Below are 24,237 nucleotides of genomic sequence, written 5' to 3'. Positions count from 1 at the left end.
GCCTTCGGCTCACACCGGACCGCCTATGACCGATCAACCGAAAGGACCGCTGGCACTGGGAAGCCCGTCCCACCCGGCGCCACGAGACCAGCAACCGCGACCCGCCCACAAGCCTGACCCCGTCAACTGCGACCCGGAGTCCGGCGACCATCGCCTTGGACGGAAATCGAGACTAAGACGCCCCAATACCATCTTCCTAGATATAGCGATATCGCGATATCTAGATTAGAATCGTAGGAGTGACGCTCCGATCGGCAATTAATCTGCGAGGGCCGCAACTGACGCGGTGCCCAGCGAAAGTCGCCCAGCTGCTACTTGCCGGGTCGGCGTGCGTCGCTGCGATAGTATTCGCCGCAACGGCGACAGCTGAGGATTCTGCTAGCGATGCTGGAGCTGAATCGCCCAGCATCAGAATGACACTCGGCGAGACGACGACCAAGACGACGGCTCCTTCTGAACCTCGCACGCCGTTCGCTGAGCCAGCCGTCAAGGCAATGGTGCCCTGCGGATTCACATTCGGCTGCTGAGCGTGCCCAAGAGACTGCCAAGCTCGTCCCAATCGATCCAAACGACAGACCCAGTCTAGCCACCCGGATCTTTCATCCGAAACCCGTGAAGTGAAAGGTGTTTCGTGATCAGCAAGGACATGCCTGAGGCTGGGCGCCCGTCGCTGATGGCCATGTCTAACGATTTGACCACCAAGGTGGCAATCGCCTTCGAGGCTATCGGTCAGCCGACGATGCTGCGACTGACCATGTCGATGACAGCGCAGCAGTGCAACAGCCTTCGATGCTGCGGTGTTGGACATATAGCATTGACCTGCAACTTATTTGGAACGAGATGCTGTAGCAGGGGCTGACCAGATAATCGACTGTGACCACACCGCAGTGGACGTTGGAGCCACTCTGGTCCGGGCAAGTGTAGATGCCGGTCAGCCGTATCAGGGACCGACTTGGTGCGAGGGCTCCCTCGTCGGGACACCTTGGCGCACTTGGTGTTCGATGTCGTCTTTCTTGGTCCACTGAGAAGGGTGACCGGGTAGATGCCCAGATTGCCGGCGGACTAGCTCGGTGAAGTTCGCCGAGAGCGTGGAGGCATCGACAATAGGGGTCGAGATGCCAGGGAAACGGAAGAAGTACGACTAGGAGTTCCGTGAGGGTGCGGTCCGGATCGTCGAAAAAACGGGTAGGCCGGATCGCCCAGGTTGCTCGTGACCTGAGCCGTATGAGGGCACGCTGGGTAGCGCGGACACGGGCGGCCCGCGAGGGTCGCGGTGAGCTGACCCAGTCTAGCTGTATGTATCGCGCCAGTGGATCATATCTTTGAGTTCGCGAAAGTCGAATCCGTCTGCGTTCGGGTGGATTTCAGTGGTAAAGAACGTTACCCCCATACTCGCAAATGCGTCGGCGTCGGCGCGGCCTGTCCAGTGCACTGCGCGTTCAATCGCCGACTCATCGCGCCCTACTACCTGTGCCAACTCGCCAAGCAGTGCATTCTTACGCCGGTACTCGGCGGGGCTGGCGAACGTATGCCAGATGTCGGCGTACCGTGCCACCAAAGGCAGCGTGCGGCGCACCCCCATGCCGCCGATGAGAATCGGGATGCTGCGTGTCGGAGCCGGTATCAGTTTGTCGAGCCGCTCGCTTATGCGTTTCAGGCTGCTCTCGAATAGGTCCATCCGTGACTTGACGGTACCGTACTCGTAACCGTAAACGACGTAATCCTTTTCATACCAACCGGATCCAATCCCCAGAATCAGGCGGCCATCGCTGATGTGATCGACTGTGCGGGCCATGTCAGCGAGAAGATCCGGATTGCGGTAACCGACACCAGTTACGAGCAAGCCGATCTCGGCGCGTGAGGTGATCTCGCCCCATGAGGCCAGCGACGTCCAGCCTTCGAAATTATTGACGTCGGGCTGCACGGGTAGGAGCTCGGGCAACCCGTCGGAGGTCGGGGCGGTTGCGGGCTTGTGGAAATGGTCGTAGCCGAAGATTGCGTCTACGCCGAGTTGTTCGGCGGTGATCACTGCGTCGCGCCAGGTGCGGTAGTCAGGGGTGTCTCCTGGCCACAGCTGCACACCGACGCGAACAGGCAGGTTCCGACGGTTAGACATATTGACATACCTCATATTTCAATGGGATGCGCAGGACACGCACTAATCGATGCGCGCCGCATTCGGCGCCCGTGTGATCGGAATTGATGGCAGCATGGACTGTGCAGTTAGCTGGTGTTCAGACGGCGGTGCGGCCGCCATCTACAGCGAGGGTGACCCCGTGGATGTAGCTGGCTTGGTCGCTCGCCAAGAACACAATCGAGTTGGCGATTTCTTCAGCCTGCGCGGGACGGCCCGCGGGAGCAGGGCCAACCAGTCCGCGAAGCCCCTCACCCATAGCAGCGGTGCCTTCGGTGAACGTCGGTCCGGGGCTGACCGCATTGACCCGTATGCCCCGCGGTCCGTACTCGGCTGCCCACGTTTTGGTGAGGGATACGACCGCGGCCTTGCTGGCGCCGTACAGGCTGGTTCCGACGTTTCCGTACTCGGCAACCATCGTTGTGACATTGACGATCACGCCATTGCTGCGTTCGGCCATCTTGGGGGCTAGTTCGGCAACCAAGAAGAACGGAACGCGGACGTTGAGATCGAACACCGCGGTGAAATCTTCTTCGGTCATCGATTCGGTGGGTCCGAACGGATAGACGCCGGCGTTATTCACCAGCACATCGACATGGCCGAGCCTTGTAATAGCGTCAGCAGCGAGCAGCCTCGCGGATTCGGCGTCGTGCAGGTCACTGCTGAGAAACTCGGCCTTGCCACCCGTGGCCTCGATCTCTCCTACTAGCTGTTGCCCACGCTCCGCGCTCCGGCCTGACACGGCCACTACGGCACCGTGACTAGCCAGAGAGACGGCAACAGCCCGCCCGATTCCGCTAGTTCCGCCGGTGATGAGAACGCGTGCCTCGGACAGTTGCACAGCCATCGTTCATCCTGCTTTCTTATGGTCGACCGGATTGTGTGCCGCGGCCAAGGTTTCTTCGTACGATCACATGCGACCAATGAGTGTGCGGACGACGGTCAAGCGTTACAACTCTCGGCCGTCCCGCAGAGTGCTATAGGGTTCAGCGTGGCGATGCTCGCGCTGGAACACCGTGTGTGCAGGGTCTGCTGGCAAGCCGATCCCGAGTGGAAGGACAAGTATTGCGTTCGTCGGGCTTAGCACCCCGCCCCCGCGATCTGGACACCGCGGGCGGACTGACACATCCGCCAGTTCTAGAAATGAGGAGGTCGTCCCGATGAGCAATTCAGAGCGCGTGACGTTCGCTGGCAGTAGCGGCTCGCTGTCTGGGCGACTGGAGACTCCAGAACAGCCACCCACGACGTGGGCGGTATTCGCACACTGCTTTACCTGCGGAAAAGACAACTCGGCTGCGGCGCGAATCTCTCGTGCCCTCACCGGCAGTGGTATCGGCGTCCTACGCTTCGACTTCACGGGGTTGGGGGACTCCGAGGGCGACTTCGCCGCGACAGGATTCAGTTCCAATGTCGATGACTTGGTGTGTGCAGCCGACTTCATGCGAGCGAGCCACGGTGCGCCAACGATGCTGATTGGGCACTCCCTCGGTGGGGCTGCGGTGCTTGCGGCGGCGTCGCGAATCGATGACGTCAATGCCATTGCCATCATTGGTACACCGGCAGATCCCGGTCACGTAGCGGGCCTGCTGCGCCAGTCATGCGACGACATCGCGGCAGGTGAGGCGACTATATCTATCGCCGGTCGCGAGTTCCGTCTGCAGCAGCAGTTCCTCGATGACATCGCAGCACAGCCCCAGCGGGAACGTATCCGAGCGGCCGACGCTGCACTCCTAGTGTTGCATTCGCCGACCGACCAGGTGGTCTCAGTCGACAATGCCCGAGAGATCTTCGACATCGCGCGGCACCCCAAATCCTTTGTGGCACTTGACGGCGCTGATCATCTGCTCAGCTGCCGTGACGACGCCGAGTACGCCGCTACTGTGATAGCTGCCTGGGCTGGCCGTTACCAGAAGCACCGTGCGAGCACAGGTCTGACTCGCAGCGACCCTCCGCCGGGTGACGACGGTGTCGTACGGGTCGCAGAGCGGGGTGATGCGAGAAATCTCACCCAGGACATCACGGTCGGTTCTCACCGCCTTGTTGCAGACGAACCTCGTCCGATCAGCGACGACATGGGCCCCACCCCGTACGACCTATTGCTCGCCGCGTTGGGAGCCTGTACGTCGATGACGATCAGGATGTACGCCGAACGCAAACAATGGCCACTGGAAAGCGTGGTTGTCGATGCCCGCCATTCCCGTGTCCACGCGCAGGACTGTGCCGGGCTCGACAAAACGAAAGGGTTCATCGATCGCATTGAACGCAACATCATGTTGCAGGGACCACTGAGCGCCATCCAACGCGACAGGCTCATGGAGATCGCCAGCAGGTGCCCAGTGCACCGCACTCTCCGCTCCGAAGTGGACATTCGCACGACCGGGCGACTCCGTGATAGTAATCATTCCCAGCTTTGACCAGCATCCTCCATCATCGGCGGAGTCGCCCGCGGAGCCCGAAGCACGAATCGTGGGGGCCGCGAACGCTTCATCGCATGAGCCCATTGCGTCCCGTTGGCGTAGTGCGGATTAATGTCCGGTACAGAAGTGGTAACAGGGTAGTTTGCGCGAATGCGCATCCGACCGGGCACCGTGGTGCGCCGGAACCCGCCCACAGGTAGCCTGAACCCCGCGGCGATGAGCTCGAAACGACTCACTTGTGTTGCTGTGCCGCAAAGTACGCCGATACTTTTTTTCACGAACGCGATATCGCGTTACTTCTCGGCGATCCCCGCACGCAACCGGGTGCCAACTCGGCACGCTCGACCGCGGTCAGTCACCATCCGGTGAAACCTGTGCGCATCGGTGGCAGCGCCGTCCCGGAGCCATTCGGCCGCCACCCATTTACGTAACAGGTGCTCGTGAACATTGAGTTCCCGGCCGATCTCGGCGACCGGCTGGGCCACCATCAATCACCCGCCGAGCGGTTTGAACCTTGAACTCCGCCGTAAACGACCGACGAGTCCTGGACATACCCCATCCTCCCAGCGGAACCCCGTGCCCCCGCTATCTCGGGTGTCCACTGAAACTGGGGAGGCTCACCACACGCCAACGCCCGGGTGACCAAGAGCGCAAGCATGCAAATAGTTGCGCACGAATAGGTTTGGTCAAGTTAATCCCGACGAAGCCCGCTGTGACCTTCGCAAGCCGATGCCCGAGTCAAACAGCGATAAATGCTACCAACAACTGTAGGCGCCAGCCCCGCGCGATCGCGCGTGCTTGCCAGGCGCTAGGACTGCATCATTTGGCGCGCAGGTGGCACTCTGTGGTTGTAACAGGGCGTCACCGCCAATCCTTGAAAACCTCAAGTAGCTGCGCGCGGAATTCCGGTGCCAACTCGCTTTCACGGATCCGGCCCAACGTGCCGATAGTGACCCGAAACTGCTGCAGGTAGTTATCGCATCCGTCGCATTCGAGCAGGTGCTCATCGAACCGTGCCCGCGTTTCGAGGTCGAGTGAGCCGTCCAGATAGGCAGTGACAATTTCGACGAGCTCGTTGCAATCGAGTGGGTTCACGACGCATCTTTCAGATAATTTTCGAGAGCCGCTCGAATCACCGCACGGCCACGATGAAGCAGTACCCGCTGGTTCGCAGCGCTGATCTCGAGTAGTGCACAGACCTCATCGGAATCGAGACCGAGCATGTCGCGCATCGTCACGACAATGCGCTGACGCTCGGGCAGCGTATCGAGATTGCGCTTGGCGACGTCGGTGAGTTCCCTGCTCAGAGCCGAGCCCTCAGGGGTGTCCGGGAAAGGCGTCGGTGTCTCCTCCGCCTTCCAGTGCCCGGGCAGCTCGTCGCCAGCAGCACGGAACCGCTCGGGGTCAACTGTGCCGCCGGTGAACGCTTTGATCTGAGTGTCGACGTGCCTGCGTTCCTTGAGCCCTCTAGCCTTGGCGATATTGACAAGAACCGTAAAAAGCCAAGTACGTAGGGACGACCGTCCCTCGAATCTGTCCAAACCCTTAAGGAGCGCGATCCACGTCTCCTGCACGACGTCCTCGGCATGCTGCTCACTCGGCACGTAACCACGCGCCACCCGCAGCATCGCCGGAGTGTGACGATCGACCAACCGAGCAAAAGCTCGATGGTCGCCGGCGCGAAGTGCAGCGACCAAAGCGCCCTCGTCTTCCGAAACCGTGGCTGCGGTCATGGTCACTCAGCGACTGTACTCTACCGGTATAGCGATGGCGCTACCGTCGGCTCAGCCATACCCGTCATACTTCTATTGACCGGGATTCCCAATCAGGTGCGAGCTGAATTGCCTACATTTCGGCAGAACTGCGCTCTCGAACGACTTGGTGAAATACCTGTAAAGTTCGGCCGGACGATGCGGCCGCGAGGTCTCGCCCTTGATAGCAGTAAAGAAAATTCTCACATCGCAGGTCATGGGTGGTGTTGATGGTTGTGCAGACGAGCACCGTCGAGCGACCTCGGCTGCGGACGTGGTGCGATCGTTGGCCCCCGGTGATGCTGCTGTCGCGGTAATGGTTGGCATTCGGGGTGACGGACAGGGATCGCGGCCCCGCGTTCGATCGTGTGGCGGCGGACGGAGGGCCAAGCGTAGTGACCGGCGCGGACGGGAGCGCCAGCGGACGGGAGCAGAGGGAGCGAAGCGAAGCCCGCAGGTAGCCGCCCCGGAATTCTGACAGCTGGTGTGGCTGCTGGGCGTGGGCCTCGTCGGGCCGACCAGGTAGAAAAGCGATGTGCAGGAGCGTATGAAGGTGCCCGACGGTGAGTGAACGCGTGGCCAGTCTGGCGAGGGCACCGTGTTCTGGCTCGGAGTGTTGACGCGCCTCGGGCGTGTGGGGATGCTGGTGGTGATTGAGTGCGGCCGCACCATCTTGTCCTGGTGTCCGCCCACAGGCATGCCCGTCGTGCTCTCGGGCAGCAGTGTCTGGCTGTTGCGGTCTGAGGCTTGTTTGAGTCGCCCCCTGTCGTCAAGGCTGAGGGCGACGCCTCATTTCGCAGGACGCACTGGGGACGTGTCGGAGCTTGCGCGTTGCAAGGGTTATGCGGTAGGGCCGCCGCGGTGTCTAGGGTCGGTCTGGCCCGGTGAGGATGTCGATGAGGGCGGCGGCGTTACGCCCGAGGTGGTCGAGTGCGGTGCGGCCTTTGGCTTGGCTGGCCCGTGAGGGATAGCCGATGACGCCGGTGGTGGTGTAGGCGGTGATGCCGAGAGTGGTGAGGTAGCGGCGGTCGACGGCCGTGTGATCGTCGTCGGGCCAGCCGTCGCGCAGGTAGTCAGGATGGGCGGCGAGCAGGATGGAGGTTTCCAGTTCGCCGGCGTGCATATCGTCGTGACTGCTGGTGGTGATGGCGGCGGCGGCGCGGGCCTCGGTCCAGTCTTCACGGCTGGGATAGAGCCCTACCCGCAGCGGACCGGCGTGCTGGTTGGCTTGCTGCACAACATTGGTCAATACGGCGTTGCCTCCGTGGGCGTTGACCACGATCAGCCCCCGTGTGCCGTGCGCGGCGAGGGACTGGCCGATGTCGGCGATGATCGCGGTCAGGGTGGTGGCGCTGATGCTGATGGTGCCGGGGAACGCGGCGTGCTCGTGCGAGCAGCCGAACGTTACCGGCGGCAGCGGCAAAACACTGTGGTGGTCGCTGATGGCGGTGGTGATGGCGCAGGCGATGAGGGTGTCGGTGCCCAGGGGCAGATGCGGGCCGTGCTGCTCGAACGCCCCGACCGGCAGCACCGCGACAGTACTGGCCGTGGCGGGGTCGGTGGTGGTGAGGTCGGGAATGATGTCGCGACTCACGACGAGGCTCCTTGGGTAGCTGTTGTGATGCGGGCGGCGAGTTCCTGCAGTACCGGGTTGGGGTCGTTGCGGCGGCGGTTACGCACGAGGGTGTTCGCCCGGGCGAGGTGGCGGTGCGCACGTTGCGAGGGCGCTGACTGGTAGGCCGGGATTGCGGTGTCGGCCAGCACCAGGGCGAGGCGGTATTCATGCACAGCGATGTAGGCGTGCAGCAACCGCATATCGGCCACGGCGCGGTCACGGTGCTGCTGCGAGGTCCAATGCGCGTGATGGGCGGCCAATAGCTCCAGCGCCTTCTGGTTGTTGCCGAGCCGCAAATGCCCGGCAGCGATATCACTGGCCACATAGGCCGCGTGAGCATAGGGGGCCCGATCACCGTCCACAGGGGCGATATCGCCGAGATCGAGCGCGGCGGCCGCATACCGGTAGAAACCCCGTTCGTCGCCGTTATGCAAGGCGGCCAGAGCCTGTTGGCGCGCGATGCTGGCCGTCAACCGTCCAGCATCGCGGCCCTCGACGAGTTCAGCGGCATCAGCGGCCAGATCGACAGCAAGGCTCGCCTCATTGGGGGCCAGGATGTTGGACTGGCGCATCAAGATCATTGCCTGGGTCTCGGGGCTGGCCATCCGCAGATGCAGAAACGCCTTATGCGTCAACGTTTGAGCGGCGGCCTGATCTCCGAGATCTTGAGCGATCCAGCCGGCCACTTCCGCGATGGTGCCCGCCGCTTCGGTGACTGCGCGTTTGAGCCGACGGGGTGCTGATTTGATGAGGGCTTCGACGGTGTCGAGATCGCGTTCCACCAGCGGGCGAGCATGCTGCGGGCCGAAGGCGTGTTCGGCGCGGATGTGGGCGGAACGCTGCTCGGTGATCACTGCGAGGACGTCCTCGTCGACAGGTAGCCGCAGCAATAACGGGTGTGGTAGCGGTGAGGCGATCGGCACGCTGAACAGTTCGTCGGGCTCGCGGCCGAACACTGCCGCCAGGTCGGTGCGCCACATGTCGCCGAACGCGCCACCACGTTCGATGCTGATGATCATCTGACGCAACGATTCGCGCGGCGGGATCTCCTCATCACCGCGTAGCCGGCGAACGTTTTCGACCTCGACAGCCAGCTCATTGAGGCTGAACCCGTACTCGATGCGCGCGTCGCGAAGCCGCTGCGCGTTGCGCGCGCGGTTCGGATCGACTGCGGCCATCTTTCGATCATGCCCGACACATCACCGCAGCTCAGCCCTGCCGTGCGCGTGTCGGGATGTTACCGGCTGTTACTAGCTGTCACTTTCGAGCCCCACCACCGGCGCGCTGTCCTGGGATCGCGGCACACACGACCGCACACCACAACCCAGAAAGGGACCACAGGACAATGCGTTTGAGAATCGATACGTCAGGTACCCGGTTCATCGTCACGCGGGCGGCCGAGCCGCGGCTGAACTTCGAGACGGGCAGCCCGAAAGTCGACACGGCCACGGGGATGCCGCTGTTCGCCACGCAGGTGTTGGCGTTGGATGACACCGGCGGTGAAGTCCTCAATGTCACGGTGGCCGGCGATCCGAAAGTGACGGTGACCCAACCGGTGTCAGTGGTGGGCTTGGTGGCCATCCCGTGGGCCCAGGGCGATCGCAGCGGGGTGGCCTTCCGCGCCGACGCGATCACGGCCGGCACGTCAAGTGCCGCGCCCAGTGAGCAGGCACGTCCGCAGAAGTAACCCCTAAGGGGGTGTGGGGCGCGGTGAGCAGAGATCATCGCGCCCCACCCCAGGGATTCCCGTCTGCGACACCACCCTTACGGAAGGCGCGCCTGTCATGGCATCAAACACGAAGAACACCAACAACACTGGATCCAATGACGATGACTGGCTGGGGGATCTGGTCATGTCACTGTTCACCGCGGCCGGATATCTGCTGTGGTGGGCCGTGCTGTTCCCGGCCATCAGCCTCCCGATCATCGCCAGCCTCGCCCTCGGCATCACCCACGGGCCCCGCGCGGGCCTGGTCTGCGCCGTCGTGTGCAGTGTCGCGTATGCGGGTTGGGCGTGGCTGGACCCCGTCTGGTTTCGCGCGTGGGTGACCGAACCGGTGCGCCGACGGTGGCTGACCTGGTCGCGCTACACCCGCGCCTGGGAATCGACCTGCACCCTGCACGGCCTGGCCGCCACCCTGGGCGACCGCACGCTGACCCCGACCTTGCGCATGGTGACGATCGGCCGGACCACCGATGTGCTGGTGGTGCGGATCGTCACCGGTCAATCGGTGGCCGATTGGCACAAACAGGCTGACGCGCTGGCCGCCGCGTGGCGCGCCGACCGGATCACCATCACCAGCACCGCGCCCGGCGAACTCAAGATCACGTTGATGCGGGGGGATGTGCTCGCCGACCCGATCGCGCTGCCGATACCCACTCCGGCCACCCCGGTGAATCTGGGATCGGTGCGGGTCGGGATCACCGAAACTCGCCACAGCTGGCAGCTACCGCTGCTGGGGCATCATGTGCTGATCGCCGGGGCGACCGGCGCGGGGAAAGGCTCGGTGTTGTGGTCGCTGATCGCCGGCATTAGCCCGGGGGTCAAGACGGGGCTGGTGCGGCTGTGTGTCATCGACCCGAAAGGCGGCATGGAACTCGGGGCCGGGGCACCGATGTTCACGGCGTTCACCCACGACGCCACCGACACCACCCTCGAATTGTTGCGCCAACTCGTGACGGTGATGCAAGCCCGCGCCAACCGACTCCGCGGCCACACCCGCTTGCACACCCCGACACCGGCTGAGCCGTTGTTCGTGGTGGTGATCGATGAAATCGCCGCACTGACCGCCTATGTGACCGACCGCAAGATCCGCACCGAAATCGAACAACTCCTCGGCTTACTCCTGTCGCAGGGCCGCGCGGTGGGGATCAGTGTGGTGGCCGCGGTGCAAGACCCGGCCAAAGACACCCTGCCGGTACGGCAGCTGTTCACCGTGCGGATCGGGTTGCGGCTGACCGAAGCCACCCAAACCACCATGGTCCTCGGCCAAGGCGCCCGCGACGCCGGTGCGGAATGCGACCGGATCCCCGACACCACCCCCGGTGTCGGTTACATGCTGATCGACGGCACCGCTCAGCCGCAGCGGGTGCGGGCCTTCCACGTCACCGACCTCGACATCACCACCCTCGCGCGCCGCTTCCGCCTCCCCGCCAGCCGACCCAACAGCACCCGCCCGTCGTACACCACTGACACCGGGCCACACCCCGAGCGAGGCGAGCGGTGAATAACTCGACACCGTCAGCGCAACTCGCACTGCCGGGAGTACCCGCAACAGTCGACACCGCGAAGGTGATCGGCGAGATGGTGCGCCGCGCCTCCTCAATGGGATACGAATCATGGTGGCGGCGAGCCGAATCGGTCGGATTCTGCGCCCACCCCATCCAACTGGTCGGTGCCGATGAGTACGGGCGGGCGCGGGTGGTGTGGACGCGGTGCAACAATCGCCGCGCCCACATCTGCCCGTCCTGCTCGGACCTGTATGCCCGCGACACCTGGCAGCTGGTCCATGCCGGTGCCGCCGGTGGCCACCACGACATGCCCACCACCGTGGCGGACCGACCACAAGTCTTCGTCACCCTCACCGCCCCCAGCTTCGGGGCCGTCCACACCGTACCGAGACAAGTAAATAGCACAGAGACAGCGTGCCGAGATCACCACCGCCTCGGCGGCTACCGACGCTGCCCGCACGGAAAACGGTTGTGGTGCAGCATTGTCCACGACAATGGCGACGACCTGGTGGGTCAGCCGATCTGTGCCGAGTGCTACGACTATGTCGGTCATGTGTTGTTCACCTGGCACCTGCCCGAACTGTGGCGCCGGTTCACCATCGCCCTGCGACGCGCACTGCGACGACAACTGAGAACCACAGATGTGGATGCGGATGCGGTGCGGGTCAGCTTCATCAAAATTATCGAACTGCAAGCCCGTGCCATCCCCCACGTCCACGCTCTGATTCGGCTGGACCCACGCGACGAACCTGATGAGTCTGACTGGGAATCACCGGTCAGTGCAACTGAACTCGCCACCATCATCCAACACGCCGCCCGCACCGTCACTCTCACCGTCGACGATCCGTGCGCTGATGGCGCAGTGCGCGTGATCGGCTTCGGCACTCAAATCGACACCCAACCCGTCACCGCGCCCGAGAAAGCGATGAATGACACCTCACCACAAAATGATTCGTCACAGGGTAGGTCGCTGTCCGGCCGGCGGGTGGCTCGCTATCTCGCTAAGTACGTCACCAAATCCTTGGCCGACCTCGGAATCAGCGCACGCCGCCTCTCGACCGAAGCCATACCGGACCTGGCGGTGTCCGACCATGTGCGAGCCATCCTGACCACCATCAGCCACCTCGCCGACAACGGACTATCCGGGATTCGACGCTGGTTGCACACCCTCGGGTTCCGCGGCCACATCACCAGCAAATCCCGCCGCTACTCCACCACCATGACCGCCCTCCGTGAACGCCGCACCACCTGGACCCGCGAACAACGCTCGAAAAACACTGCACACCAGCATCATCCGCCGCGCTGGGACGATGACGCCGATGATCTGGTGGCGTGGGAATTCGACCGCGCCGGCCACGCCAGCCTCGGTGAGCGCACGCTGATCATCAGTGCCTCCCTGCGGCGCATCCAGCAGCGTCATACCGCGCGCGAGGCGCGACAACAGCAGCGTCGTGATGCCCCCAGCGAGGTGCCCGATGGCTAGCGTGCAGGCATACACGGCGGACGGGAGGAACGAAAAATATTATAGTCGTGACGAATTCACCGCGTGGCTCACGCAATCGTGCGAACGTCAACAGCTCGCGGTGACCATCACCAACCCCGCCGTCCTCGCCGATATCGCCACGCTGCTGCGCTAAGACTAAGCCACGGCCGACACCTCCGCGCGTTGGTGCCACGCATCGTTGGCCAATTGACGATGCTCCTCGCCTGGTCACATCAGCGCAATCACGTTGGCTGACAGTTGATGTCAATGTCGGCGTCGGGGGCGGTCAACCAAGGGTTGAGCCTTGACGCCAACTGCCAGCCAGCGCACACTCAAACCGCGACCAGCCAGGAGCGCAAACTGTTCTTCGCGGGCCGGCACTCTCCGCCAGAGATGTGCTCCTATCCGCTCACGATGCTCGGCCTCGGTGGTTGTGTCACGAGCCCCTGGTTTAGCGCCGGCTTTCGTTGGCGTCAGCCCTGTACCCGCCCGCGGGCACGGTCACGGGCCTGTTCGCGCAGCCTGGCTCGCACCTCATCGTGGATGGTGGTTGAGGTTTGCTCAGCAGTCTCGACAGAAACGACAAGCGCGTATCGAACTTTCTTGCCGGCCCGGAGTCGTTGAGCGTCGTCCATGCACTCGACATGGATGGGGAACATATCTCCTTCGCCGAACACCATTGCGCTTGTGCCCTGGATGATCTCGTGCTGAAGACTGCCCCTCCTGACGGTGTTGTGCTCGGCGCCAGTGCGATCTCCGCCGGCGAGGTCAGTATCAGGGGTGGCGAAGTACACTTTTGCGCCCCGGTACCGGGTGAGCTGGCCGACGGTGGGCACCATGTATGCGAGGGTGATCGTAAAGCGGTGCCATTCGGCTCGTGCCCGAAGAGATGGCGGCAGCGGCAACTGGTAGGTGTGACGCTCGTTGCGTGCTATGAGCCCGCCAGCGGTGAGTACTGCCCTGTTCGTTGCGGCCGTGCCGAGTCGCGCGACGTCTACTCGGCCGTAACCGAGAAGCGCAGTCAAGTGACGGCGCGCCTGCTGATTATCCAGGCCGAGTTCGCGGCGGAGCCTTGCGTCCCACTCACCCCAGCTACTCGCGTGGGCGAGCATCGCCCGCACGAGCAATGGATGGTACTGCCCGTCAGGTAACGGCGTTTCCTCAGCGCCGAGCTCCACGGATTCGAGGATGTCGAACAGTCGGCTGGCTTCACGGGTCACCAACGCTGTGGCGTTACTCGTGCCCGTGGTGAACACGGTGTTGTTCGTCGCGCCCGCGCGGCCGGGGGCTGCGACCTGAAGACCGGGTCCTGTGGCGGCTGTGGAGGCGATCTCAACGCCGACCGTTTCTTCGCCGGAAAGGGCGATTGGACGTGTGTAGAGCGCGCGGCCGCCAACATGGTGAAGATCCGGCTTAACGGAGCGATCGACACCAGGTCCGGTCGCACCGTAGTGGGCCGGAGCTCCCGGCAGCGTGATATCCCAGACCGTGTCCGGGATATCAATGTCGCCGAAACCGTCGTCATGGGTTGCACCGACGGTCAGCACATTGAGTGCATCCCCTGGAGGCAGAATGCCTCGCAGGATGGTCGCGTCGTAAACAGCACGTGTGGCGGCGATGCGTGCAGTGGCGGGATCGTCGGCGGAGTCGGCAGGGATTGTGATTGGGTCCAGGTGATTGCCCGCGCTGACAACAAACAGCAGGTTGTAGGTGTGGGCCAGCCAGTCGAGCAGGCGTCCCACCGGACTCATTCGCCGTACGAGCGCCCTGGCCTGGGCGCCGATGGAAAGGTTGATGATGCGCACACTGGGCGCGGTGGGATCGCCGCCAGCCTCTCCTTCAACGATGCGCCGGACTGCTCGGTGGAGCAGATCAATGAACAGACGGTTCGGGAGTAGCTCCTCAGATCCTGCGGCAAGCTCATGGGGACGCATGATGGGCCGCACGTACAGCGGTCGATCTAGCGGCTCACCGGGCACAGACAGATCGCCGTGAATTATCAGCGACGCCATCGCAGTGCCATGATGACGTGAGGACAATGGGTAATTCTCGCCAAGTCCGTCGGGGTCATCGACCAACAGCCTTCCGGCCAGCACGGCGTGATTGGAGAACGGCAGCCCGTCCATCAGCGCGATCCGAGGAAGCCCATCGACACGCTCACCGGGCGGCAACTGCACCGCCGCCACAGGGTCAAGAGTAGGCGGCGTGACACTCATCGGGATAAACGGACTGACGAACATGACCTCGTCAGTGGTGAGCAGCCGGATCGACTCGGCACCATCGTTGAGCACAGAATGAACCTGCTGTACGGGCAACTCGGCCAGCAGTGCATGATAGTGGATGTCAGCAATCTGGGCACGGTCGAGGATGTGCCCGCCGCTCGTTGTGATGGTCTGTGCCACATGGGCCTCGGCCGTGGCGCGTTGGGCGGCATCCTGCCGATACCACAGCTCCGCTTCTACCAAGACTGAGCTCACGGACTCGCCCACGACCTGCAGGGTTTCTTGCCACCGCTCCCGCAGGCCGGTCTCACGGATCCGATCCTCAGGCCCCCAGCGGCGGATCGCGGTTAACTGCTGGAAGGCATCCTTGAACTTTCCCAACCCGCGCTCGAACGACGCCGACGGATCGCGCTGCCACAAAGCGAACAGCCGCAGCAACTCATCGATGGCCCTGGCGTTGGACATCACCAGATAAAGCGAATGTGAGACCGGCTTGTCGGTACGACCCACATCGCGTTCGGTCATGTAGAAGTCATCGTCGGGATCAGTCCGCTCGCCGAGCAGCTCCGAGAGAAACTCTAAGCCGTCGATCTGGTTGATGGCGTTACGAAAATCTTTGACGCTGCCTGCAAGATCGAACACAACGACCAAGGCGGGATCGACCTCGTCAGGGGTATCCGCGCCCAGACGCGCACGCTCGGCATCGAATGCTGCGACCAGTTCACGGAATTGCGGTGTCAGACGCTGTCCCTGCCGGCCCGCACCCGGTTTGGACAGGCGCGGCATGTCCCGCGTGGGCTGGGCAGGCCGCTCAGAAACAACCGGCGGACCGAAAGCCAGCAAGGGACGCCGCTGTCCAGTCACTCGCCGACCTGACCACGCCGGTGCTCAAGTCGTTCTTGAACGATGCGGCGCAGATTGCTGTCCGGCAACTCCAATACGGCCCGACGCCGTACGTCCAACGCGAACTCCTCCAGTTCGGCGTAACTCGCCCCAGCGAGCTTGTCCGCGAGTGTCCTCGGCGTAAAACCCAAGTCGCCACCCAGGCGCACGGCCAGCCGCTCCAGGAACCGAGTGGCTTGAGAGCGGCTGGGCGCTTCGAGCTCGGCGCGAATCTGGAAACGCCGCCACGCCGCACGATCGAGCAACTCGCTGTGATTGGTCGCACCAACGAAGAGCACATGCGCCGGGAGCCCGTCGATCTGAAGCAACAACGTAGAAACAACCCGTTTGATCTCGCCTGTCTCGTGGGCGTCAGAGCGCTCCTTAGCAATCGTGTCGAGCTCGTCGAAAAACAAGACACACCGGCGAGTACGGGCGAATTCGAAGGCACTGTCAAGCCGGGCGGCGGTCTCGCCGAGGAAACTCGACACGACCCCTTCGTAGCGAATCACGTAGAACGGAAGCATCAACTCCGCCGCGATTGCTTCGGCGACACTGGTCTTACCATTGCCCGGCGGTCCGGACAGCAGCAGCCTGTTGCGCGGTTCAATCCCATAGCTGCGCAACAGCTCGGCCCGCTTCTGCTCCTCAATCAGCTCAGACACAACACGCTTCGGGACAGGGGCGAGCTCCAAATCGTCCAGTCGACGGTTTGGTACGACTTCATGCACAAGGTCGCGAATCGCCGCGGCACGATCGTCGCGGACCAGGCCCTGCCCAGTAGTGGTGATGAGCTCAGAAAGGCGATCGGCGAGCAAATGGTGCTGGTTGGCGCGTTCTTCAGCGATCACGGCCTCGACGAGAACGCGGAAGCGATCCCGATCGCCACGTCGCTCGGCCTCGACGAGGTCAAGCAGGAGGTCAGCACGCGCCATCTCGGCCTCCTTCAAACCCTCGAACGCCGCCTTTGCCTTGATCCTATCGCCGGTACTTTCGACGCTATCGCGCCGCGCCGACAACAAGCTGCTCCAAGCCGCCGCACCACGCAGGCGGAAGCACGAACGATCGCGGAGATAACTTCCCTAGGCGTACTGCGTCGATGGAATGTTTCCACCTCAAGAACGTTCGAACACTGAATCGCGGACACCGCGATCGTCGGGCTGTACCCTCCAAATTCGGCTGTAGATTGTCGATGGGTGCAGGACCGATCAAGCGCAGTTATACGTAGGTCCGGGTTTGACTCAGTCACTGTTTGTCGGATATTTCTGGGCGCTGGGCTTGCGGGCGTGGGTCGGGCGAGTCGGCTGCAGGAAGAGTCCTTTTCACCGGTCGGCGCGACTTCCCGCGAAGCCGTGGATGATCAGGCGCAAATCCGTTGTCGGGCCGCGCTGGTAGGAAGTCGCATATGAGCGAATTCACGATTCGAGAGGCGCATGCCGCCGACGTGGGTCAACTGAGCAAAATGACGCTGTCTTATGTTGGTTTGGATTATCCATGGGACTTGCTCCTAGGAGGCGGCCGCAGGGCCGATGAACCACTGGCGCTGGTTGGTAGCGACAGAGAGGGAGTCTGCGCCATGATCGCAGTCGGACCACCCGTAGCAGACGTGCTGTGGGAACGCGCTCCGGGGACTGTCGATGTTGGCGATGCGCCATGGTGGAAGGTCCGCGTCCTCGCATCGCATCCTCGCCGCCGCGGGAGTGGCGTCGCACGAGCATTGCTTGCCGAGACACTGCGGCGGCTACCTCGCGGTCACATCGGCTTGTACGGCAACGTTGAGACCAGCAGGCGTGATGCTATCGCTTGGTATCGGCGCCAGGGTTTCTATATCGGGCCGGTATCAGGTTTAACGTTTGTCGAGCGACCGGGTCGCCCGAACTCAATTCGCATTATGCCCACTCCTAACGAGGTCGTCTTTCGGGGCTACCGCAGCGTTCTTTGTGATGCGGTAGACGGCCACCCGCGGCGTGACTGGGAACTTAAGACTGCTCGGGCGGAATATCGGTTCACTGTCGATATCTACGCTCGGAGTTCGCAGCCAGCGCGCGATCTAGGGTATCGGTTATATGCCCGTCGCATTTCCAGCAATGGAAGCAGTGCGGCATGCGTGCATGCCCTGATGGGGCCACGACCCATGTTTGTGTGGGGCTGGGATCCTGACCACGCCCGCGTCTGTTACGACTGTTCGACAGATCACTTACACGCCGTTCAGAAATACGACACCGCAACGTTATGTGACGGCTGCGGCCGGCACGATTCGGATACCCGGGTCTCGTGGGCGACCGATGATGAGCACTTACTCATCGTCGCATCTGGCTTATGTCCACGATGTCGCGCTGGCGACTAAGCGACCGGGTATTCAGACGGCAGTGCCGACTCCCATCCGAAGAGGTGCACTCTTGTCGATTTGCGGCGTCTGTGTCTGTCATCGCCCTGACCGTGTGTTGGTGGTCGGCTGGTCGAGGGTGTGTTGGCAGTGCTAGAGACACAGCCGTTGTGTGGGATTCGTTGTCACAGGCGCCACTGGGGTTGGACACGGTTGATGTCCAATTTGCGGGAGCCGGGCGTGCCGGGTGCGATGACGGCGTGGTCGAGCACGGATTTGATGATGGCTTGTTGGCGGTCGATGTCGAGGTCGTCCCATTGGCCGCGTAGCATCTCGCCGGTGCCCACCAAGTCCACCACGGAACTGGTGTCGGTGGCTTTGGCGATGTCGCGGCGGGCTTGGGTGATGCGGTCGGTGATGGGGTCGCGGGCAGCGATCCATTCCCGCGCCGACACCGCCCCCTCGGCATAGAGTGCAGCGAGCTCATCCAGGCGGGCCTGGTCAGCTTCCAGTTGCGCGGCCAACGCAGCCACGTCGGCATCGACTCTGGCTTTACCGTTCAGGGCGTCGGCTAGCTGCGGGGAATCCAACCGGGTCAGCACCGCGTCAGTCAACAGTTCCTCGACTGGTCGCGCGACCACCGTCAGTCGTCCGCAGCCGCCGTGGTCGGGGCCCTTCAAACACACGTAGCGCCGCACCCGGTTGGTCGGATTGTTATGGCGGGCTTGGGAAAACAAGCGGTTCCCGCACCGTCCGCAGCGCAGCATCCCAGACAGCAGGTAAGTGCGTGGGGCGCGCGTCTTGGTCACCGAGCGGGCAGCCATCCGGGCCAGGATGCGGTCACGCTCGGCGGGGGTGATGACCGCTGGCCACGCCGCGGGACCGATCACCTCCCCGTGATGCTCGCGCAGCCCGGCGATCCGCCCCGAGGCCAAAATGTTGCGGACCGTGGTGGTCTGCCATGACGTGGACGCAGGCGGGGCGATCCCGGTGTCGTTGAGCCAGATCGTCAACGACCGGATCGACGCCCCGGCCAGGTAGCGGTCGACCATCTCCCGAATGACTTTGGCTTCGGCGGGGCGGACAGTGATTTTGTCGTTCTCGTAGCCGAACGGCCGCGCGGGGCCGTGCGGTAATCCTTGTTCGGCGTTCTGCAGCATTTTGCGGCGGATACGGGCGGACTTGCGGCCGGATTCTTTGGCAGCGAACGCGGCGAAAATCCGGGCCATGAACAACCCATCATCGTTGCCGAGGTCGATGTCAGCGGTCACGGTAGCGACATCGCGCACCCCGACCGACTCACACAGGGTGACGAAGTCTTCCAACTCGAGCGGGCGCCGGTGCAACCGGTCAAGGTTGTAGACGATCACCGCGTCCCGCGCACCGGATTTCAGGTCATCGAGCATCCGGGCGTACTCGCGGCGCGGCTTACCCGAATACGCCGACACGTCGTTGTCGACGTACTCATCACCGACCGGCCAGCCCCGGTCGGCGGCGAGTTTGCGGCAGTCCTGCACCTGCCGGGCGACCCCCAGCCCGGTGCCCTCCGCATCGGCGGAGATGCGGGCGTAGATCGCAGCCGACCGCACCCCGACGCGCTGACCAGGAGTCTTCGCCTTCGCCATGAGGGTAGTTTAGCGACATTTCAGCTTCGACGCCTGGGTACGACCGCCGTCGCCGTAAGCGACGGTATGGTCCAGGTCGCAGGCGACCGCCGGCTGGTCACAACCGGGCGCCCGGCAGGTCAGATCGCGACACCGCACGAAGTCGGCGAGTTGGGTCGACGGGCGGTATCCCGGTTCGGGGTCTTCGGCTGGCCGCGCCAACGGCCGCAACTTGGCGGACTTGGCCAACTCGGCGACCAGCTCGGCCGGAATAAGCCCCTCGGCGCCGGCCAGCACCCCCGGGTTGGTCCCCGTACCGTCGACCGTTGACTGCTCGGCGACAACGTGTATAACCACATTGCTGTGCGCCGGTATTGCGGCGGCGCAGTCGGCGGATCCGCAGCCGCACACCAACCGGTCGCCACCCGCAGCCATTGCACCCAGCGCGTCGGCGCGACGCTGCTCGAGGGTGCGCGGATCAGCGTGGCACACCGTGCGGGCCAGCTCGTCCAGGCGGCGGTCAAAAGCCTGTCCGGCTGTAGGCAGCACACTGCCGGTCAGGGCGGCCATCCCGCAGCCTTCGATGTCGACATCGACGAACCTGCGGTCGGTGGCCGCCTCGGCGGCCCGGCGCACAGCATCACGGTCGACGTTGGCCACCACCTTGTCCACCGCGGCGGCCAGCCGGCCTCGAGTCACCGAAGGGCATCGCGACAACAGCACCGCCAGCTGGGCATCCACCTTCGCCAACGCGTCGTCATCTTCGATCAAATCGGTGCGATACACGATCGTTTGGAACGCCCGGTAGTCGATGTCGCCGGCTTGGAACGCCTGCCCCACCTTGGGCAGTCGATTGCGCATCGCCACCGCGTAACGCAGATAGCTCGAGCCCATAGCCACGCTGGTCCGCATCGCGGCAGCGACTTGAGCGGCAACCGCTTCCCAGGTATCTGTCCCCCAGTCCGCACGTTCTCCGGAATCCCGGCAACGTAGGACGAACAGCTCTCCGATCGCAACCAGCCGCTCGGCGGCGGCCTGAGCTTCCCTTCGTGACACGTTGCGCACCCGGTCGAGCAGGGCTTTCGACTCCGGCGTCGGACGCGAGGCGTACCACGATTCGAACATACTTTCGATAGTAACACGCCATGCCGACATTGCTCGCCGTAGTTGCGCGGCGACGGCCTCAACTCCCCTCGGCCCCCGGTCAGGACCGGCTGCCCTCGCCCACCGGAAGCGCTGCCTTGACGTCACCAGCCGCTCAGGGTGCACCAAAGTCCGGTCGGTATTTGGCCACCAAGGTTCGCACGGTGTCCATGGCGGCCACGGCGCGTTCCTTGTCCACCGCCTGAATCGCCATCACCGGGATGTACTCGTCATCGGGCAAGTCGATCCGCGCCCATCGGCTGCCACCCGGAAAGGACACACCGACTACGTCCGGCCAGGCAATCAGCTTGTAGCCCAAGAGATTGCGTACCGAAAACCCGGCCGGCCCCACCCGCAGCCGTGGTCGGGTCAACAGCAGCGTGGCACCGGCAAAAATCAGCCCCAGCGCGCCCATCGCCACCTGGTCAGCCGTCCGCAGGACCACGCCGGTGGTCCCGACCTTCAGCACCATACCCACCGCGATGTGCACCGCGACAATCAGGAAGGCTGCGACGCAGGCGAATATCGGGGTCCAGTAGGGACGCAATACCACGTCCCAGTCGTCTTGCTGCGGGTCGGCCGTCACGACTGAACACGTAGCTCGCGCAACGTCAGCGCCGTGGTCAGTGCCGCCGCGGTCGCTTGCGCGCCCTTGTCCTCCGCCGACGTCGGGAGCCCGGCCCGATCCAGGGCCTGCTCCTCGGTGTTGGTGGTCAGCACCCCGTTCGCCACGGGTGTGGACTCGTCCAGTGAAACCCGGGTCAGCCCCTGGGTCACCGCGTCGCAGACATAGTCGAAATGCGGTGTCTCACCACGGATTACCACTCCCAGCGCGACGACAGCATCGTGCTGCCGGGCCAATTCCTGTGCCACTACCGGAATCTCGATTGCACCCAGTACGCGCACCACCGTGGGGTTGTCGATGCCGGAGTCGGCAGCCACCTTCCGCGCGCCGGCAAGCAACGCGTCGCAGATTTGGCTGTGCCAGGTGCTGGCCACAATCGCCAGCCGCATACCGGACGCGTCGAGCGCCGGGATGTCCGGGACGCCGGCCCCACCGCTCACAAAGCACCACCGAATTCGCCGGGCAACGGGACCGATTCCTGGAAATTGCCGAATTCGTCCAGCCCGACCAGGTCGTGGCCCATCCGGTCGCGCTTGGTCATCAGGTAGCGAATGTTTTCGGCATTGGCGCGCACCGGCAGCGGCACCCGCTCGATGATGTGCAGTCCGTATCCGTCCAGCCCGACCCGTTTGGCCGGGTTGTTGGTCAGCAGCCGCATCGACCGGACCCCGAGGTCGACCAGGATCTGCGCACCGATCCCGTAATCCCTTGCGTCGGCAGGCAACCCGAGTTTGAGATTGGCGTCGACGGTATCCTCGCCGGCGTCCTGCAACTGGTAGGCCTGCAATTTGTGCATCAGGCCGATGCCGCGGCCCTCGTGGCCGCGCATGTACAGCACCACGCCACGCCCCTCCCGCGCGACCATCGCCATCGCGGCGTCCAGCTGAGGTCCGCAGTCACAGCGGCGCGACCCGAACACGTCGCCGGTCAAGCATTCGGAGTGCACCCGGACCAAGACGTCGTCGCCGTCGGCGTTCGGGCCGGCGATCTCGCCGCGCACCAGCGCCACGTGTTCGACGTCCTCATAAATGCTGGAGTAACCGATGGCGCGAAACTCGCCATGCCGGGTCGGGATCCGGGCTTCGGCGATTCGCTCGACATGTTTTTCGTGCTTGCGGCGCCATTCGATCAAATCGGCGATGGTAATCAGCGCCAGACCATGCTCATCGGCGAACACCCGCAACTCGTCGGTCTGGGCCATCGCCCCTTCGTCTTTTTGGCTGACGATCTCGCAGATGGCGCCGGCGGGTTGCAGCCCCGCCAGCCGCGCCAGGTCGACGGCCGCCTCAGTGTGGCCTGGGCGGCGCAACACGCCGCCGTCCTTGGCCCGCAACGGAACAACGTGACCGGGACGGGTGAAGTCGTCGGCGATGCTGGCCGGATCGGCCAGCAATCGCATGGTGGTGGCCCGGTCGGACGCCGAAATGCCGGTACCGATACCTTGTCGCGCGTCGACGGTGACGGTGTAGGCGGTGCCGTGCTTGTCCTGGTTGACCGCAAACATCGGCAACAGCCCGAGCCGGTCGCAGATCGAGCCGTCCAGCGGTACGCAAAGGTAGCCGGAGGTGTAGCGAACCATGAAGGCGACCAACTCCGGAGTGGCCTTCTCGGCCGCGAAGATCAGATCGCCCTCGTTCTCGCGGTCCTCGTCATCGATGACGATGATGGCCTTGCCCGCCGCAATGTCGGCAACCGCCCGCTCGACGGAATCCAGCCTCGTCATCGTTGTTACCTTTGCTGTCGGTGAGCCGGGCAGTAATGCCCGCATGTCGCATTCAGTATGAACCACGCTGCCGTCTCGGACGTCCCCTTATTCAGTGAGATGGCTCATTCGCGTGCCTGCTGATCAGGCAGTCGGCAATGCCAAGTCTGGGCGACCGAAGGTTGCCGACTTTATTGGGTTATTCCGCTATCGGTGTTTCGCCGCCGTTGGAAAAGCGCGACCAAACTCGAACGGGCAAGCGATAATCGTGGCCGTTTTCCTCATTGATTGATTCACTGCCATCGCCCGATTCACCGGACTCGCAACGTGGCATACCCGTAGCGCTCGCCTTGCTAAGCGGTGTTCCCGGTTGCCGCCGCGCTTCCGGCGTCGGCTGTTCGGTGGGCCTGCAGCAACCGCTCAACATACTTGGCAAGCACGTCGACCTCCAGGTTCACCCGCGTCCCCACCGGCGCCGAACCCAGCGTGGTCAACTCCCGAGTCGTCGGAATCAGCGAGACCTCGAACCAGTCCCGCGGCGGGCCGCCAAGCCCGGAAACGGTCAGCGAAATGCCGTCGACGGTGATCGATCCTTTCTCCACGATGTAACGAGCCAACGTCGCGGGAACCTCGATCCGGACCACTTCCCAATGCTGCGACGGCGTCCGGGCCACGATCTCGCCAGTACCGTCCACATGCCCCTGCACGATGTGCCCGCCGAGCCGGCTGCTGAGCGCGGCAGCTCTCTCCAGATTGACCCGGCTGCCCTCTCGCAGATCGCCGAGGCTGGACCGGTTGAGCGTCTCGGCCATCACGTCGGCGGTGAACTGGCCGTCGGGCAGCACTTCCACCACCGTCAGGCAGACGCCGTTGACAGCGATGGAATCTCCGTGGCCGGCGTCGGAGGTGACGACGGGACCGCGGATGGTCAGGCGCGCCGCGTCGGCGAGGGTGTCCCGCGCGATCACCTCGCCGAGCTCCTCGACAATTCCGGTGAACATCGCACCAGGCTAGTGGCCCCGGGTGGGCTAGTGGCTCCGGGTGGGCCGGTGGCTGCGGGTGGCCCCGGATTCGCCGGTACAACCGCGGCGCCCCGACCGAC

At 63.7% G+C, this 24,237-nt stretch carries 18 protein-coding genes and 2 pseudogenes; 6 read left to right on the top strand and 14 right to left on the bottom strand.

Annotated elements, in window-relative coordinates; translation table 11 throughout:
• Positions 1-1,288 precede the first annotated feature (1,288 nt).
• Both B4U45_RS26160 and B4U45_RS26155 read right to left on the bottom strand, forming a co-directional pair.
• Positions 1,289-2,116, bottom strand: a complete 828-nt coding sequence (locus B4U45_RS26160) for an LLM class F420-dependent oxidoreductase (RefSeq protein ID WP_016343717.1) — start codon at positions 2,114-2,116, stop codon at positions 1,289-1,291.
• A gap of 118 nt (positions 2,117-2,234) precedes the next feature.
• Complete coding sequence (locus tag B4U45_RS26155) at positions 2,235-2,981, bottom strand: SDR family NAD(P)-dependent oxidoreductase (protein WP_087139732.1); 747 nt, start codon at positions 2,979-2,981, stop codon at positions 2,235-2,237.
• 313 nt (positions 2,982-3,294) lie between these two features.
• On the opposite strand from B4U45_RS26155, the gene B4U45_RS26150 reads away from it, so the two are divergent.
• On the top strand, positions 3,295-4,548 hold the full coding sequence (locus B4U45_RS26150) for a bifunctional alpha/beta hydrolase/OsmC family protein (protein WP_016343715.1): 1,254 nt from the start codon (positions 3,295-3,297) through the stop codon (positions 4,546-4,548).
• A gap of 864 nt (positions 4,549-5,412) precedes the next feature.
• Here B4U45_RS26150 and B4U45_RS26145 read toward each other — a convergent pair.
• The 4 genes from B4U45_RS26145 to B4U45_RS26130 form a co-directional block, all read right to left on the bottom strand.
• Positions 5,413-5,646 carry an anti-sigma factor family protein gene (locus tag B4U45_RS26145; protein WP_016343713.1) on the bottom strand — a complete coding sequence of 78 codons (234 nt, stop codon included), beginning with the start codon at positions 5,644-5,646 and terminating at the stop codon, positions 5,413-5,415.
• On the bottom strand, positions 5,643-6,284 hold the full coding sequence (locus B4U45_RS26140; protein ID WP_016343712.1) for an RNA polymerase sigma factor: 642 nt from the start codon (positions 6,282-6,284) through the stop codon (positions 5,643-5,645). Before B4U45_RS26140 ends, B4U45_RS26145 begins: the two co-directional genes overlap by 4 nt.
• An 883-nt stretch (positions 6,285-7,167) precedes the next feature.
• Positions 7,168-7,896: a creatininase family protein gene (locus tag B4U45_RS26135; RefSeq protein ID WP_016343711.1), complete on the bottom strand. Its 729-nt coding sequence runs from the start codon at positions 7,894-7,896 to the stop codon at positions 7,168-7,170.
• Positions 7,893-9,095 carry an NsdA family TPR-like regulatory protein gene (locus B4U45_RS26130; protein ID WP_016343710.1) on the bottom strand — a complete coding sequence of 401 codons (1,203 nt, stop codon included), beginning with the start codon at positions 9,093-9,095 and terminating at the stop codon, positions 7,893-7,895. The genes B4U45_RS26135 and B4U45_RS26130 overlap by 4 nt, the downstream gene beginning before the upstream one ends.
• Positions 9,096-9,262: 167 nt before the next feature.
• Here B4U45_RS26130 and B4U45_RS26125 point away from each other — a divergent pair, with 167 nt between their 5' ends.
• From B4U45_RS26125 to B4U45_RS26110, 4 genes and pseudogenes are all read left to right on the top strand, one after another.
• Positions 9,263-9,604, top strand: a complete 342-nt coding sequence (locus tag B4U45_RS26125) for an SCO3933 family regulatory protein (RefSeq protein ID WP_016343709.1) — start codon at positions 9,263-9,265, stop codon at positions 9,602-9,604.
• 97 nt (positions 9,605-9,701) lie between these two features.
• Positions 9,702-11,148: pseudogene (locus B4U45_RS26120) on the top strand (FtsK/SpoIIIE domain-containing protein).
• Entirely contained in the window at positions 11,141-12,631 is a 1,491-nt protein-coding gene (locus B4U45_RS26115; protein ID WP_016343707.1) for a replication initiator, read from the top strand. The pseudogene B4U45_RS26120 and the gene B4U45_RS26115 overlap by 8 nt, the downstream one beginning before the upstream one ends.
• Entirely contained in the window at positions 12,624-12,785 is a 162-nt protein-coding gene (locus tag B4U45_RS26110; protein ID WP_016343706.1) for a hypothetical protein, read from the top strand. The genes B4U45_RS26115 and B4U45_RS26110 overlap by 8 nt, the downstream gene beginning before the upstream one ends.
• A gap of 319 nt (positions 12,786-13,104) precedes the next feature.
• Here B4U45_RS26110 and B4U45_RS26105 read toward each other — a convergent pair whose 3' ends face one another.
• Positions 13,105-15,717 carry a S8 family peptidase gene (locus B4U45_RS26105; protein WP_054585411.1) on the bottom strand — a complete coding sequence of 871 codons (2,613 nt, stop codon included), beginning with the start codon at positions 15,715-15,717 and terminating at the stop codon, positions 13,105-13,107.
• Positions 15,714-16,670, bottom strand: a complete 957-nt coding sequence (locus tag B4U45_RS26100; protein ID WP_041928031.1) for an AAA family ATPase — start codon at positions 16,668-16,670, stop codon at positions 15,714-15,716. Before B4U45_RS26100 ends, B4U45_RS26105 begins: the two co-directional genes overlap by 4 nt.
• Positions 16,671-17,140: 470 nt before the next feature.
• Here B4U45_RS26100 and B4U45_RS30600 point away from each other — a divergent pair, with 470 nt between their 5' ends.
• Positions 17,141-18,082, top strand: a complete 942-nt coding sequence (locus B4U45_RS30600) for a GNAT family N-acetyltransferase (RefSeq protein ID WP_109561582.1) — start codon at positions 17,141-17,143, stop codon at positions 18,080-18,082.
• A 164-nt stretch (positions 18,083-18,246) separates the two neighbouring features.
• Here the strand turns inward: B4U45_RS30600 and B4U45_RS26090 are convergent, their stop codons facing one another.
• The 6 genes and pseudogenes from B4U45_RS26090 to B4U45_RS26065 form a co-directional block, all read right to left on the bottom strand.
• Positions 18,247-19,686, bottom strand: a complete 1,440-nt coding sequence (locus B4U45_RS26090; RefSeq protein WP_016343703.1) for a recombinase family protein — start codon at positions 19,684-19,686, stop codon at positions 18,247-18,249.
• Between the two features lie 15 nt (positions 19,687-19,701).
• Positions 19,702-20,790: pseudogene (locus tag B4U45_RS26085) on the bottom strand (13E12 repeat family protein); the annotation flags it as partial.
• A 133-nt stretch (positions 20,791-20,923) separates the two neighbouring features.
• Positions 20,924-21,394, bottom strand: coding sequence for a PH domain-containing protein (locus tag B4U45_RS26080; RefSeq protein ID WP_075546026.1), 471 nt, complete (start codon positions 21,392-21,394; stop codon positions 20,924-20,926).
• Positions 21,391-21,873, bottom strand: a complete 483-nt coding sequence (gene ribH / locus B4U45_RS26075) for a 6,7-dimethyl-8-ribityllumazine synthase (RefSeq protein ID WP_075546025.1) — start codon at positions 21,871-21,873, stop codon at positions 21,391-21,393. The genes B4U45_RS26080 and ribH overlap by 4 nt, the downstream gene beginning before the upstream one ends.
• Positions 21,870-23,156, bottom strand: coding sequence for a bifunctional 3,4-dihydroxy-2-butanone-4-phosphate synthase/GTP cyclohydrolase II (locus B4U45_RS26070; RefSeq protein ID WP_075546024.1), 1,287 nt, complete (start codon positions 23,154-23,156; stop codon positions 21,870-21,872). The genes ribH and B4U45_RS26070 overlap by 4 nt, the downstream gene beginning before the upstream one ends.
• 332 nt (positions 23,157-23,488) lie before the next feature.
• On the bottom strand, positions 23,489-24,136 hold the full coding sequence (locus B4U45_RS26065; protein WP_075546023.1) for a riboflavin synthase: 648 nt from the start codon (positions 24,134-24,136) through the stop codon (positions 23,489-23,491).
• Positions 24,137-24,237: the final 101 nt, after the last annotated feature.

This window comes from Mycobacterium persicum (assembly GCF_002086915.1).
In the GTDB taxonomy this organism is placed as follows: Bacteria; Actinomycetota; Actinomycetes; order Mycobacteriales; family Mycobacteriaceae; genus Mycobacterium; species Mycobacterium persicum.
This window is presented reverse-complemented; position numbering and strand designations above follow the sequence as displayed.

Coding starts and splice junctions, on each gene's coding strand:
- B4U45_RS26155 (WP_087139732.1), bottom strand. CDS start 2,981: ATGGCTGTGCAACTGTCCGAGGCACGCGTTCTCATCACCGGCGGAACT.
- B4U45_RS30600 (WP_109561582.1), top strand. CDS start 17,141: ATGAGCGAATTCACGATTCGAGAGGCGCATGCCGCCGACGTGGGTCAA.
- B4U45_RS26070 (WP_075546024.1), bottom strand. CDS start 23,156: ATGACGAGGCTGGATTCCGTCGAGCGGGCGGTTGCCGACATTGCGGCG.
- B4U45_RS26090 (WP_016343703.1), bottom strand. CDS start 19,686: ATGGCGAAGGCGAAGACTCCTGGTCAGCGCGTCGGGGTGCGGTCGGCT.
- B4U45_RS26130 (WP_016343710.1), bottom strand. CDS start 9,095: ATGGCCGCAGTCGATCCGAACCGCGCGCGCAACGCGCAGCGGCTTCGC.
- B4U45_RS26100 (WP_041928031.1), bottom strand. CDS start 16,670: ATGGCGCGTGCTGACCTCCTGCTTGACCTCGTCGAGGCCGAGCGACGT.
- B4U45_RS26150 (WP_016343715.1), top strand. CDS start 3,295: ATGAGCAATTCAGAGCGCGTGACGTTCGCTGGCAGTAGCGGCTCGCTG.
- B4U45_RS26140 (WP_016343712.1), bottom strand. CDS start 6,284: ATGACCGCAGCCACGGTTTCGGAAGACGAGGGCGCTTTGGTCGCTGCA.
- B4U45_RS26160 (WP_016343717.1), bottom strand. CDS start 2,116: ATGTCTAACCGTCGGAACCTGCCTGTTCGCGTCGGTGTGCAGCTGTGG.
- B4U45_RS26110 (WP_016343706.1), top strand. CDS start 12,624: ATGGCTAGCGTGCAGGCATACACGGCGGACGGGAGGAACGAAAAATAT.
- B4U45_RS26065 (WP_075546023.1), bottom strand. CDS start 24,136: ATGTTCACCGGAATTGTCGAGGAGCTCGGCGAGGTGATCGCGCGGGAC.
- B4U45_RS26125 (WP_016343709.1), top strand. CDS start 9,263: ATGCGTTTGAGAATCGATACGTCAGGTACCCGGTTCATCGTCACGCGG.